Genomic DNA, 13,018 nt, shown 5'->3' with positions numbered 1-13,018 from the left:
CAATAATAAATATATTAAATGGTAACGTACTTTGATTTATAAAACTGATTTTTATAACACAGACAAAAAACATTAGAAAAATTTATGTTTTATAGGTGTCGAATGAGCCGGATACCAATAAAAAAAGCTAAGTTAGGCTTTAATGTATCGAACAAGTTACCAGTATAAGTAATAAAAAACTCTATTTTTACTATCAAAAATCATATTGATAACAATAACAATAACAATAAATTAATTACATTGATAAAAGTCAAAAAACAAGACAAATAATAACTAGTTAGTAACAAAAATAGATTTTTTTTATATTTGTCACACAATTGATTTTATTCTATTACATCTTTCTAAATTTTTCCTACAATAGCCCACAACCTAACCTGACAATAGTTTAAGTAACGAATGCTTATATTATTTCTTTAGGTAACTATCTTTTTTTCTTTATGATTTATCGTTTCAGCAAAATAGAAAACCATCAAACTAAGTGCCCTACACAAAACATAAATGACGAATGAATAGGTTTGCCGGTGCAGTGATAAACGATAAAAAATTGCAAACTTAAGGATAAAAATAATTATGTCAGACTATCTATCATTTTTACTGGGAATTGTTCCTTTAGCCGTTCTGATTTTTATGATTTTAAAAATGAAATCGGCCGTTCATCACGCTGTCCTCGTTTCGCTAATTATCACTGTGGCTCTCGCTATTTTTCATTGGAATAACACCCTTCAATTTGCCTCTGTATCTGTACTTTATGGTGCGGTAAAGGGGTTATGGCCGATTATCATCGTTATTCTGGCGGCTATTTACAGCTATAACCTAATGCTAAAAACAGGGGGAATGGAGGTATTAAAAGACGTATTAGCGGGGATCAGCGATGATAAACGCGTACAAGTTTTACTTATCTCTTGGTGTTTTGGCGGTTTTTTAGAAGCAGTTGCAGGTTATGGTACAGCAGTTGCTATTCCTATCGGTATTTTAATCGCACTAGGTTTTGATCCCTTTAAAGCAGCCGTCGCTTCACTAGTCGCAAATACGGTACCTACCGCATTTGGTGCCGTTGGTATTCCAGTGTCTATTTTGGCACAAAATACCGGCCTTGATGTATTGGTGTTAAGTAAAACCATTATTATCCAACTTGGTTTATTCAATATTCTATTACCTTTTGTCATTGTTGCTATTGCTGGTGGTGGTATTAAAGCCATTAAAGGTGTCGGCTTTATTACTTTAATGTGTGGGATCAGCACCTTAATCCCTCAATATATTGTCGCAGCTAATTTAGGTGCGGAATTACCTGCCTTTGCAGGAAGCCTAGTCAGTCTGATTGTGGTTATTTTCTTGGCTAAACGCATGAAAACAGGCCATGATAAAAGTAAACAACCAACAAAACACTCAGCTAAAGAGCTATTAGTCGCTAGCTCGATCTATCTGTTTACTTTTATTTTTATCTTAGCCTGCTCTCCGCTATTCCCTACAATCCAAACCGCAGTAGGAACTATTGCAACTAAAATTCCTTTTGTATTAAGTGATACTCAAACTGAATATCAAACTATTGCTTGGTTAAGTACGCCTGGGGTATTGATTATTTTAGCGAGTTTTGTTGGTGGCACTATTCAAGGTGCAAGCCTTTCAACACTCTTTTCTGTATTAGTAAAAACCACAATTCAATTAAAGAACTCCATTATTGCCATTATGGCTATTGTTGCGATGGCAACGGTAATGGATTTCAGTGGCATGATTGGTAGCATTGCGGAAACATTAGTTAACTTTACTGGCGCTGGATTTATCTTTATTGCCCCAGTCATTGGTGCACTAGGAACGTTTGTAACCGGAAGCGATACAAACTCTAACGTACTATTTGGCAAGCTTCAAACCAGTGCAGCGGCAAAACTCCATGTTGATCCCTTTATTCTCGCAGCGGCTAATACCTCTGGGGCGACTGGCGGTAAGATGATTTCACCACAAAGCATCGCGATCGCCGTTTCGGCGACCAAAATGGATGGGCAAAGCAGTGCCATTATGCGAGAAACATTAAAATATTGTATTGCCTATATCATCATTCTAGGTGCCAAAATCGGCATTATTTATCACCTAATGAATTAACTATACAAGATAAGTGATGGCTTATCTTGGCTATCACCTATCGCTTTGACATAACGAAAATAAAGAAAAATAACCAATAAGAATTTTATCTTAAATAAAAATGACAACATCTGAGCGATGTTTTGGAGTTCGGTGAATGAAAGTTAATTTTTATGCAACCTGTCTTGGTGATGTGCTAAAAGCAGATTCGGCACGAGATACCGTATTATTGCTCGAAAAATTAGGTTGCGAAGTATTATTTCAAGAGCGCCAGGGTTGCTGTGGTCAGCCAGCACTTAATAGCGGTTATGTTAATGATGCAAAACCCGCAATGAAATCATTAATTGAGACATTAGAAGTTAATGATTATCCGATTATTTCCCCTGCAGGCTCTTGCACTTATGCGATTAAAGGCTATCCCAGCTATCTTGCCGATGAGCCTCAATGGGCGCAGCGAGCCCAAGGTGTGGCCGATCGTTTAATTGATCTTACCAGCTTTATCGTCAACACCTTAGGTGTGGTTGATGTTGGCGCCCGCCTTGCGGGTAAAGCGGTTTATCACCCCTCTTGTAGTTTAACGCGAAAGTTAGGGGTTGTTAGTGAACCTTTAACCTTATTAAAACATGTTGAAGGACTCGAAATGTTACCTTTCGCCAATTCAGAAACTTGTTGTGGTTTTGGCGGCACCTTCTCAGTAAAAATGTCAGAAATTTCCGGTGAAATGGTCACTGAAAAAGTAAAACATATCATGGAAGTCAGCCCTGATTACGTCATTGGTGCAGATACCAGTTGTTTAATTAATATTCAAGGCCGTTTAAGTCGTGAAAAGCGTTCTGTCAAAGTGCTGCATATTGCACAAGTTTTAATGAGTCAATAAGGGGGCTGCAATGTCTATTAAAACCAGTAATATCGATTTTAGACCACGCTTAGCGCATGAAATGAATGATACCATTATGCGTAACGCCGTTGTTATGGCACAAGAGCGCATTGGAGCCAATCGCCAAATAATGGTAAAAGAGTTAGGTGATTGGGAAGCATGGCGTGATCGCGCAGAACAAATCCGTAACCATGTTCTTGAAAACTTAGACGCTTATCTTTATCAATTATCAGAAAAAGTGACTGAAAACGGCGGTCATGTCTATTTTGCCAAAACGGCAGAAGATGCGACACGCTATATTTGTAACGTTGCCAAACAGAAAAATGCCAAGAAAATCGTTAAATCAAAATCGATGGTAACCGAAGAAATCGGTATGAACAAAGCCTTACAAAATGAAGGTATTGAGATTATCGAAACCGACCTTGGTGAATATATTCTGCAACTGGATAACGATCCCCCTTCTCATATTGTTGTACCGGCGATCCATAAAGATCGCTACCAAATACGTAAAGTGCTAAATGAAAAACTAGGTTATCAAGGTAGTGAAACCCCTGAAGATATGACCCTTTTTATCAGGCAACGTATTCGACAAGATTTTCTTTCTGCTGATATTGGAGTCACAGGTTGTAACTTTGCGGTTGCAGAAACGGGCTCAGTCTGTTTAGTAACTAACGAAGGTAATGCACGAATGACGACCACATTACCTAAAACCCATATTGCCGTTATGGGAATGGAACGTGTTGCGCCTACTTTTGAAGAAGTCGATCCGCTGATCACGATGTTATGTCGTAGTGCGGTTGGCTCACGCCTAACCAGTTATAACACTTGGGTAACTGGACCTCGTGAAGCGGGTAATGTTGATGGTCCTGAAGAGTTTCATTTAGTGATTGTCGATAATGGTCGCTCTGAAATTTTAGGCTCACAATTTAAAGATATTCTACGCTGTATCCGTTGTGGAGCCTGTCTAAACACCTGTCCTGCTTATCGTAATATCGGTGGTCATGCATATGGCTCTATTTATCCCGGCCCTATCGGTGCAGTTATTTCGCCACTCTTAGGAGGCTATAAAGATTTTCATGACTTACCTTATGCCTGCTCATTATGCAATGCATGTAATGTGGTCTGTCCGGTCAAAATCCCTTTAGCACAATTGATCCTTAAACATCGTCGAGTCATGGCGGAAAGTGGTTTAACACCAAAAGCTGAGCGTCGTGCAACCGGTATGTTTAATTACATTAATGCGCACCCCACGCTTTGGAAAGTTGGCATGAATGTAGGGGCTAAGATGGCGGGCTTGATGATCAAAAATGGCTCAACTCCAATCAAGATCAGTGTACTCAATGATTGGATGGCATCACGTGATCTCCCAAAACCCGATGGTTATAGTTTCCGTAGTTGGTTTAAGCGCCACAAAGCAGAAGGAAAAAAATAATATGTTAAACGAACAAAATCGTGCTGAGTTTCTGCAAACTATTGCTCAAAAATTAGGACGTGAGGTGACGCATACGCCAAAACCACAAGATCCCCCTATTAATAATTTAGCTAAAACACGCTTAACAAATTTAACCCAAGATGAATTATGCAAAGAATTTACTGATTTTGCACAAACCCAGCAAGTAAGATGCGTTATCACTAAACCAGAACAAGTGATAAATAGCTTAATAGCGCTTTGTGAAAGCTATGATTGTCAAGGCTCAGTGATAATAAGTGGAGATGAGCGCTTAAATGCACTTGGTGTAACACAAGCTATTAGTGAAAAATATGAAACTTATATTTGGGATCCTAAACTCGGTCATGAAAATATTATTCATGCTGAGCGCTCTCAAATAGGGATTGTCTTTGCGGAAGCGGGATTAACAGAATCTGGCGGGATTGTGCTGTTTTCTTCTCCGGAAAAAGGGCGTTCTGTCAGCCTGTTACCTGAAACCTCGATTGTTATTTTACGCAAAAGTGACATTTTACCGCGAGTGGCTCAACTTGCAGAGCGTTTACACAAAATGGCACAAGATGGGATCAGAATGCCTTCATGTATCAATTTAATTGGTGGTGCAAGCTCAACGGCTGATATTGAATTAATCAAAGTATGGGGAGTTCATGGCCCTGTTCATGCCGCTTATCTTATTATTGAAGATTGTTAGTTTAAACGAAACAATATAAAAACGATAACCAAATAACTTAACGTCATGGTCAACGGATTGACCCAAATACAAAACACCTTTTATACAGGTGTTTTGTATTTATGGCTTAATTAGTGAGTAATAATTTAGCTCGCCATTGATTTAATTTTATTTCACAAGCCAGTAGTACTTCATCAGCACCATTGCCCCTCATCATTAAAGCAGATTGACGTTGGCATTCACTACTTCTAAAAAGAATAAACTGCTCTTGTGAACTGACTAATGCATCAATAGCACTTTTAGCCGCGATAGAGTCACTATCTTCAAGGTCGCCTTTGCTTTTATTATAGATAACATTCAACTGCTCTTCAGATAATCTCAGTTCATCTAATAGACAAGATTTAATGGTTGTTTGGCTTGCATCTGTTGACAACTCATAACATTTGGTCAGGGGATCGTGATTTACTTGAGCAAAGGAGGAAAAAGAGATCAAACTCATTGTGAGTAAACTGTAAGAAATTAAAAGCGTACCTATCTTCACGTTGGCTCCCAATAATAAATTTTTTACTAAATTTGACTGTCAAATATAAGGTATTAAAGAATTAACACCACATCTATTAGTGCGAAAACACAAATTTAGGATATGTCGCATTAAGTGTAGAAAATAAATCTTAATAAGAAGTAAAACTATAATTAATAAGTCTTTAAATCTATCTATTTTATTAGTATTTTTTATAAAAAAGGTGTTTTAATAATAATCTTAGTAAGCGTTATATTTATCTATTGAGAGGATAATATACAAAAAATCAGGTTTAGTGTTTTTTCTCGATTTAAGTCAATTTTTTTTGATCCTCTGAAGTTCTATTTTTAGCAATAGAAGCAAAAAAATAGACTTTTTTTACTTGATGTCAATAGCAAAACAAAGCGTTTTGCAGTAATCTCATCGCTGATTTTTTGCTACTTTCTCCCTTTAAAACCTCTGGTGGTATGACAAATATGTTGTATAAATTTACCCCCATTATTCTGCTGATAATTTCCAATATCTTTATGACTTTTGCTTGGTATGGCCATTTAAAATATGGTAACAAGCCGTTAATTATAGTGATCTTACTCAGTTGGTTAATCGCTTTTGTTGAATACTGTTTTGCAGTTCCTGCAAACCGTATCGGCCACAACTATTACAGCGCAGCCGAATTAAAAACCATTCAAGAAGTCATCACACTAACCATTTTTGCTGTTTTTTCGGTGACTTATTTAGGTGAAAGTTTCACACTTAACCACTTTATCGGTTTTATTTTAATTGGTGCGGGTGCGTTATTTATTTTTAAGGGGCCATTTTAAAGAATAAAAAATAGTTGCTGATAAAATAAATGAAAATTTTCAAAACCTCATTTCGAAATGAGGTTTTTTGTTTTGTAGAGTCCCGCATTAGTCGAACAAAAAACAATCAAAATAATTGATTGCAATTATTAAGTACTAACCAGTAATTCATAGCAAGATTAAGTTATATCATTCAATAAATTACCACATCCCATATTATGCACTGCATTAGTAGAAATTTGACTACAAAAAGCAAATATTACTCTTGAAAAAATATTTTCATTCAGCGCATAATAGCTAGCTAAGAGAGGCATTGTTTCTCTTTCTTTCTTTGTTGCTTCTCTTAAGTGAAAACGATTTTCAAAAACTTCTTATATTACTTTAAGGTCAGATAAAACGGTATCTGGTATGAGCAAACATTCTAACGATTTTATTTATATGCAGGATAATCCCTGTATGCATTGTGGTGCATGTTGCGCCTATTTTAGAGTCTCTTTCTATTGGGCTGAAATGAAAAGTGGTGGTGGTGTTGTTCCTGACGAATTTACCGAACCCTTAACCCCTTTTCTATCATGTATGAAAGGAACTAATGAGAAACAACCACGCTGTGAAAAATTGATTGGTGAAGTTGGTGAATGCGTGAGTTGTGCAATTTATGAACAGAGACCATCCCCTTGCCGTGAGTTTGAACAATCTTGGGCTAATGGCGTAAAAAATGAAGCTTGCGATCGGGCAAGAGCCGCTTTTGGGCTTCCTCCTCTTCCTAATATTTCTCTACCGCATTCTGCGTAGAACATCAGAGGGGCTAGCCCCTCCTGAGTCTCTTTGATCACAATTTTGCACTTCTTTGCATAAAATAAAGAATTTTCACCAAAAATAGCATTATAAAATAATAGGTTAGTTTGACTTTATTTATAAATCATCTAGTATAGAGAGTAATCAATTAATAACGTGTATTTAGTGAGGTTTTTTATTTAAAAATAGCAATAAATTAGGAGGTCACTATGATCAGTAGCTCATTTTTCATTCTTTTCCTTTCCCTTATTTGTTCCGTTGCCGTTGTCAGTATGTTACTCGGTGGCTTAGAGGACTAATTATGAATATTTCTGATGAAAATATTCTCCCCCAGAAATAGACGCCCATACCAAAATAATTATTTTTAGTATGGGCGTCTATTAATATTATATTAATTAACTTTCTTTTTATTTTGCTATTACTCGTTATTAGTAAATATTTTTATATTCTATTTAAATCTAATTTTAATAACTGTAATGACCGGTTATTTTCCACGAAAATAAAACATCTTCAGCGACTTGTCCAAAACCAATATTATGCATCACTAAATAGCGCTGATTATCACTGCTTTTCTTGTCTATGACGAGACCAATATGAGGACGCCCATTATCTAAGCGCCAGCTAACAATATCACCAGGCAAGTAGTCTGACGCCTCTTTGCTAATAGGTTTCACCTTTCCCTTACGCGAGAAAAAAACTTCCAAATTGGGTACTCTGCGGTGATCAATATTAGTATCAGGTCGACTAAGCCCCCAGATACGTTTACTAGGGTAAAGTGCAAAATTGGCTTTGATATCTTCATGTAACAATTTTTGTAAATCAATGCCAATTCCTCGGTAACTACGAATAATCACATCACTACACACCCCATAATGAGCAGGCACATCACCATTAGGATAATTAATTTTACGGTAGGCTGGATCATAAATAACGGCTCTAGGTAGATCCGTTGCATAAGCCACCAGCTGTTTATTTTGTGTCGGTGTTATCGCTTGGGAAACAGAAATGGGTAAGATAATCAGAGAGAGAAAGCTAAATATGAATATTTTCAAAGAATTATTTCCATGTTGTATCAATCGATGATAATTAAAATCATCTTTATTTAATGACTTTATCATTTGCTAAATAGTGGGGTAAAAATATGAGAAGGATCTTAATTAACCATGACGCATCAATAAAAAAAACCGAGTTACTCTTAAAAGCAACTCGGTTGATATCAAAGAATGAAAGTGTTTAACGCAATTAGTTAAGCACAATATGGCTTTTGCGTCGTAAACTGGCAAATAACATATATACAGCTGTCGCTAATAACACGACAAAGAAAAAGTTCATAATGCCGTTACTTGCTTGTGACATAAACATACCTGCGCCTAATGGCCCCATTGCTGAACCCACGCTGTAACTTAATAACATCACCTGAGTAATTGCCACAATATAGCTCGCATTAACATGATCACAAGCTAATGTGATAGCAATAGGATAAAGTGCAAAAGATGACATTCCTAATAAAGCTAATGCAATAATTAACACCACATAGTCATTAGACAGATAAGTCATGCCCATCGCAAATACCCCAACTAAGCACATCATGGCTAATAATAGGGTTTTACTCATCATCACCGACAATTTGCTAATAATAGGCTGAACAACCATACCACCTAAAATAATTGCTGCCATCAACACCCCAATTTGGTCGGTGTTAAATTGTCCTTGATTTAAAGCCAATGGCATCATGCCATAAATACTCCCCATCACAACGCCAGAAACCATACAACCTACTAAAGAAGCTTTATTCAGCCGGCTAATCTGTTTAAGTGACAAACTTTTATGCTCGTGGCATTGGGGTTGTCCTTGTTTAAAAAACAAAGGAGGTAACACTGCAATTAATAGCAATGCCAATACCGCGATAAAAGGAATTGCCCCTTGCGTACCAATGGCACCAATAGCAAGCTGACCTAATGTTGTGCCACCATAAAGTGATGTCATATAAAAGCCCAAGCGTTTAGCTCGCTCTTTAGGATTATCACCAATTAATAACCATGATTCGACTACAACAAAGATACCCGCAACCGCCATACCACCGAAAAAGCGAGATACTAGCCATACCGATAAATAAGGTAACAGTGGCAAAATACTCACGGTGAATGCTAACAACAATAAAAACAGCACAAAAGAGAGCCTATGCCCTATTTTTGCAATAATAGGTTCGATCATCACTGAACCTATAAGTAATCCAATAAAGTAAATGCTTGCTAACCAGCTAGCATAAAAAGTATCAATACCAAAACTATCCATAGATAGTGGAATTAAACTCATTAAATAGCCTGATGCGATAGCAAATACCGTTAAACCCGCGACAGGTACTAATGTACTGTCACCTTTGCGTACCAAAGTAGTGTTCTGTTTCACTACCCTCGTCTCCACAATCAAAACGGTTAATCATGCGCTGTTTTCTCGAAGCCAGACATTGGCACTCCTTTCATCTAGAAAAGATGAAAGCAATAGTGATGAAAACAGTGGGTGGCGTCCCTAAGTTAGGGGTGCGTGAATATAGCTCGTTACTAAAAATAAATAAAATTATAAAATCTAATGCTAGCGAGTAATTTTATTTATCCTATCCGTTATTATCGTCCTTTCACGGTAAAAAAGTAGTCCTTGGCGCAAATTATTTTTTAAAATTGAGAATAATCTATAGTCTTTGTGATAACAGCGCACAGAGCAGAATAGCGGCTATTTTATTAAATAAAATAGCCGTTAATAACAACGCTTATTCTGTACTTTGTTCTAAAGCGGTTTTGATTGCATCAGGGATTGAACTGCCATGTCCTTTACCCGTAAAGAGGTAAAATTGGCATGTTTTGCCGGCATCAGTAAGATAATCACAGAGTTGTCGAGGAGTAAGCCAGCTACTACGCGTTTGATAGCGCAAGCGTTGCTCTTCGCTCATTTGAGAAAAATCAGGGGTTTCTTCTAATTCACCTAATGTAATGGTCACCGCAACATTATTGGGGATCTGTTGCCATTTATCTTGAGTGATCCACTCACCTTTTCCCCACCAAAGAGATGGGCTAGCAGCAATATAGCGTTGAAAAGCGTCTGGATGATTAAATAATGCATATAGCGTAAACACGCCACCAAAGGAGTGTCCAAATAGTGATTGCTCAGTAATAGTGATGTTTTCTTGCGCCGTCTGTGCTAGTACATAGGGTTTTAATTGGCTTACCATAAACTGATAAAACTGTTCAACATTACCGCCTTTGGCAAAGGCTTCGCCATGTACTCTTGGGGTATAGTCGTGAGTTCTTTCCGCTATAAAATAGGCCTTTTCACCTACATAGCCTAGGCTTGCAATAACAGGCAATGGCTTTTTCGCTTGCGCTAGTGCTTCATTCACAATAAGTGGAAATTGTGCATTTCCATCAACACTATACAGCACTGTTGTCTTAGGCGTATTTTTGGGGATCGCAAGAAAAAAGCGATACTGCTTTCCTTGATGCTCAACCTCTTTTTCCATAATGTGATAATAGGTTGATACTTGTGGTGTGAGTTGAGGAACTTGTTGATTAGGTCTTGCTTGCACAATAGAAGATAACATTATCATTCCACATAACATTAGTATTCTCATCAATCAGATACTCTGTAAGTTATTATCAAATGATGGCAGTAAGCCCCATAATAAATGAGGCTTACCTTTACTGAGATAGATTAAAAACTATATTTGATATTTGCCCAATAACGACGGCCTTCATCAACGACCCAGTTCCCCCCTTTATCGTTGACCGCAGGACCCGTTTCATCAGTAATATTCAATACGGCTAAATTTAGCATGGTATTTTTATTAAAGTTATAGGTCATTCCTAAATCAAAGGTTGTATAACCACTACGATAACGAGCGCCAGTATAACCATTTCGTTGAGCCGCCCAAATTTGCTTACCAGTATAGGCAGTATTGGCATAGAAACTGGTAGCTTCATCGTATTGCCAATCAACACGCGCATTGGCGCTATGTTTTGGTGTCATATCCAATGGATAACCTTTTAATGATTCACCAGAGCCTAATTTTTCGTCATCACTTTTACACTTAGAGTTGATATAAGTGTAATTAGCACTTACTCGCCAATTATCAGCGACAGGGAATGCAACCGCGGTTTCAATCCCTTTAATATTAGCTTTACCCACATTATCATATTGGTACAGTTTTAATCCGGTAATAGGATCGATTTCACCGGTATCGTAGTTGGTAAGCTTATCTTTAAATTCTGTATTAAAGAAGGTCACATTGGCGGTAAAACCATCACCATTGTCATAACCAACACCAATTTCTTGGCTAACCGAAGTTTCAGGTTTTAAGTCACGATTACCATACATAATCGCTCGCCCTTTTTCCGTTGATGTACCATATTGAGGGCTAATTTCTCGTAAACTCGGGGCTTTAAAGGCCTTAGCAATCCCCCCTTTTATAGTAAATTCGTCGGTTAAATGGTAAACCGCGTATGCTCTTGGGTTCCAGTGCTTACCATAGTATTCATGATCATCAAGACGTATTCCCCCAGTTAGGGCTAAATTATCAGTGACACTAAATTCATCTTCTAAAAATAACGCTTTTTGATCAGCGGTGATCGTAGATTGTTTGACCTCTTTACCGCCGACTGAAGATTCGTCTTTTAAACGTGCATATTGGTATTGACCACCAAAAGTCATCACATTATCAGGAAGGAATGCGGTAAATTTAGCATCGAAAACAGTATTAGTGATTTCAGGGCGGCGATCTTCATAATATTTGTAGCTATTTCCTGTCGCTTTATCTACACCTTCCGTCTTTTGAACACGCTTGGTTTGCTCTTGATAAACACTTAACTCAGAGTGCAAAATATCAAACTGATTTTTATAAGTTAATGCCCAATGGTTACGGTCATTATTCGTTTCTAGCATTTTGTTTTTATCAAGACGTCCACCACGATTGGTAAATTCGCTCATCGATTTACCCGGTGTTGTCGTGCGTTGTAGCGAATTGCGTCCAGCTTCTAATAAAATGGTTTGGTTATCTGTAGGAGTAAAAGCTAATTTGGCCGTAATATTTTTATTATCGTTACGCCCTTGCCCATACGTAATTTTATCTTCTGCACGTAAGTAGCTACTACCATAAAGTTGTAAACCTAATTTATCTTCAATTAATGGGCCTGAAAGATAAAAATCACCATTGATAGAATCTCCCGCGTCACGGTTATGTTGCAATGTTCCCCCCATGGAAACTGCACCATGCCACTCTTTAGTAACAGGCTTAGTAATAATATTAATCACACCGCCCATCGCATCTGAGCCATAAAGTGATGACATTGGCCCACGTATTACCTCGATCCGTTCAATGGCATCCGCAGGAGGAATAAATCCACCTTCATATCCACCACTCCCATTAGGGCGTGATTCACGACTATTTTGACGTCTGCCATCAACCAAAATCAGTGTGTATTCTCCGGGTAAGCCACGAATAGTAATTTCTTGTTTATTTGCATTACCATTCACACTGACGCCTTCAACCCCTTTTACGGCATCAGCAAGATCGTGTATCGGTTTTTTCTCTAATTGTTCTTTGTTGATTACCGTAATGCTAGCGGGTGCATCTGTTTGTTGCTGTGCAAACCCTGAGGCTGATACAACTAATCGTTCTACTTTATCTTCTTGTGCGTGTAGTGAATAAGAAGTCATTAAAATACAGGCTGTTAAAGCACTTATTTTAAATTTCATAACAAATCCCTGAAGTCAAATAATGGTTATAGTAATGAGAATGATTAATATTATCTTAATCAATTGACTGTGAGAATAATTTTCTTTT

The 13,018-nt window shown here is 37.5% G+C and carries 11 protein-coding genes; 6 read left to right on the top strand and 5 right to left on the bottom strand.

The annotated features are described in order from the left end of the window. Positions 1-570: 570 nt before the first annotated feature. The 4 genes from ACYUCW_RS15250 (at position 571) to ACYUCW_RS15235 (ending at position 5,091) form a co-directional block, all read left to right on the top strand. Positions 571-2,097: an L-lactate permease gene (locus ACYUCW_RS15250; protein ID WP_004243961.1), complete on the top strand. Its 1,527-nt coding sequence runs from the start codon at positions 571-573 to the stop codon at positions 2,095-2,097. A 136-nt stretch (positions 2,098-2,233) separates the two neighbouring features. Continuing rightward, the gene (locus ACYUCW_RS15245; protein ID WP_163748433.1) at positions 2,234-2,953 is read left to right on the top strand and encodes a (Fe-S)-binding protein; all 720 of its coding nucleotides are present in this window, start codon (positions 2,234-2,236) and stop codon (positions 2,951-2,953) included. Between the two features lie 10 nt (positions 2,954-2,963). Next, on the top strand, positions 2,964-4,385 hold the full coding sequence (locus ACYUCW_RS15240; protein WP_460408950.1) for a LutB/LldF family L-lactate oxidation iron-sulfur protein: 1,422 nt from the start codon (positions 2,964-2,966) through the stop codon (positions 4,383-4,385). Position 4,386: 1 nt separating this feature from the next. Further along, positions 4,387-5,091: a LutC/YkgG family protein gene (locus ACYUCW_RS15235; protein WP_004250409.1), complete on the top strand. Its 705-nt coding sequence runs from the start codon at positions 4,387-4,389 to the stop codon at positions 5,089-5,091. A gap of 106 nt (positions 5,092-5,197) precedes the next feature. Here the strand turns inward: ACYUCW_RS15235 and umoC are convergent, their stop codons facing one another. Then, complete coding sequence (gene umoC / locus ACYUCW_RS15230; protein ID WP_460408948.1) at positions 5,198-5,611, bottom strand: flagellar biogenesis regulator UmoC; 414 nt, start codon at positions 5,609-5,611, stop codon at positions 5,198-5,200. A 455-nt stretch (positions 5,612-6,066) separates the two neighbouring features. Between umoC and ACYUCW_RS15225 the strand changes: the two genes are divergently transcribed. Together ACYUCW_RS15225 and ACYUCW_RS15220 are read left to right on the top strand one after the other, a co-directional pair. Next, positions 6,067-6,411, top strand: a complete 345-nt coding sequence (locus tag ACYUCW_RS15225) for a DMT family protein (protein ID WP_004248496.1) — start codon at positions 6,067-6,069, stop codon at positions 6,409-6,411. A 387-nt stretch (positions 6,412-6,798) separates the two neighbouring features. Beyond that, positions 6,799-7,182 carry a YkgJ family cysteine cluster protein gene (locus ACYUCW_RS15220; RefSeq protein WP_004243972.1) on the top strand — a complete coding sequence of 128 codons (384 nt, stop codon included), beginning with the start codon at positions 6,799-6,801 and terminating at the stop codon, positions 7,180-7,182. A gap of 467 nt (positions 7,183-7,649) precedes the next feature. Here ACYUCW_RS15220 and ACYUCW_RS15215 read toward each other — a convergent pair whose 3' ends face one another. The 4 genes from ACYUCW_RS15215 to ACYUCW_RS15200 form a co-directional block, all read right to left on the bottom strand. Next, positions 7,650-8,303, bottom strand: coding sequence for a DUF1287 domain-containing protein (locus ACYUCW_RS15215; RefSeq protein WP_017627947.1), 654 nt, complete (start codon positions 8,301-8,303; stop codon positions 7,650-7,652). A gap of 124 nt (positions 8,304-8,427) precedes the next feature. Beyond that, the gene (locus tag ACYUCW_RS15210; RefSeq protein WP_004248501.1) at positions 8,428-9,594 is read right to left on the bottom strand and encodes an MFS transporter; all 1,167 of its coding nucleotides are present in this window, start codon (positions 9,592-9,594) and stop codon (positions 8,428-8,430) included. 358 nt (positions 9,595-9,952) lie between these two features. Then, on the bottom strand, positions 9,953-10,780 hold the full coding sequence (locus tag ACYUCW_RS15205) for an alpha/beta hydrolase (RefSeq protein WP_239506419.1): 828 nt from the start codon (positions 10,778-10,780) through the stop codon (positions 9,953-9,955). Between the two features lie 110 nt (positions 10,781-10,890). Continuing rightward, on the bottom strand, positions 10,891-12,930 hold the full coding sequence (locus ACYUCW_RS15200) for an IreA family TonB-dependent siderophore receptor (protein ID WP_460408947.1): 2,040 nt from the start codon (positions 12,928-12,930) through the stop codon (positions 10,891-10,893). Between the last annotated feature and the right edge of the window lie 88 nt (positions 12,931-13,018).

The sequence above is a fragment of the Proteus sp. MB838 genome (assembly GCF_054767435.1).
Note: the sequence above shows the minus strand (reverse complement) of the source record. Positions and strands in the feature narration are given on the sequence as shown.

Coding starts and splice junctions, on each gene's coding strand:
- ACYUCW_RS15245 (WP_163748433.1), top strand. CDS start 2,234: ATGAAAGTTAATTTTTATGCAACCTGTCTTGGTGATGTGCTAAAAGCA.
- ACYUCW_RS15225 (WP_004248496.1), top strand. CDS start 6,067: ATGTTGTATAAATTTACCCCCATTATTCTGCTGATAATTTCCAATATC.
- ACYUCW_RS15250 (WP_004243961.1), top strand. CDS start 571: ATGTCAGACTATCTATCATTTTTACTGGGAATTGTTCCTTTAGCCGTT.
- ACYUCW_RS15235 (WP_004250409.1), top strand. CDS start 4,387: ATGTTAAACGAACAAAATCGTGCTGAGTTTCTGCAAACTATTGCTCAA.
- ACYUCW_RS15200 (WP_460408947.1), bottom strand. CDS start 12,930: ATGAAATTTAAAATAAGTGCTTTAACAGCCTGTATTTTAATGACTTCT.
- ACYUCW_RS15240 (WP_460408950.1), top strand. CDS start 2,964: ATGTCTATTAAAACCAGTAATATCGATTTTAGACCACGCTTAGCGCAT.
- ACYUCW_RS15215 (WP_017627947.1), bottom strand. CDS start 8,303: ATGATAAAGTCATTAAATAAAGATGATTTTAATTATCATCGATTGATA.
- ACYUCW_RS15220 (WP_004243972.1), top strand. CDS start 6,799: ATGAGCAAACATTCTAACGATTTTATTTATATGCAGGATAATCCCTGT.
- ACYUCW_RS15205 (WP_239506419.1), bottom strand. CDS start 10,780: ATGTTATCTTCTATTGTGCAAGCAAGACCTAATCAACAAGTTCCTCAA.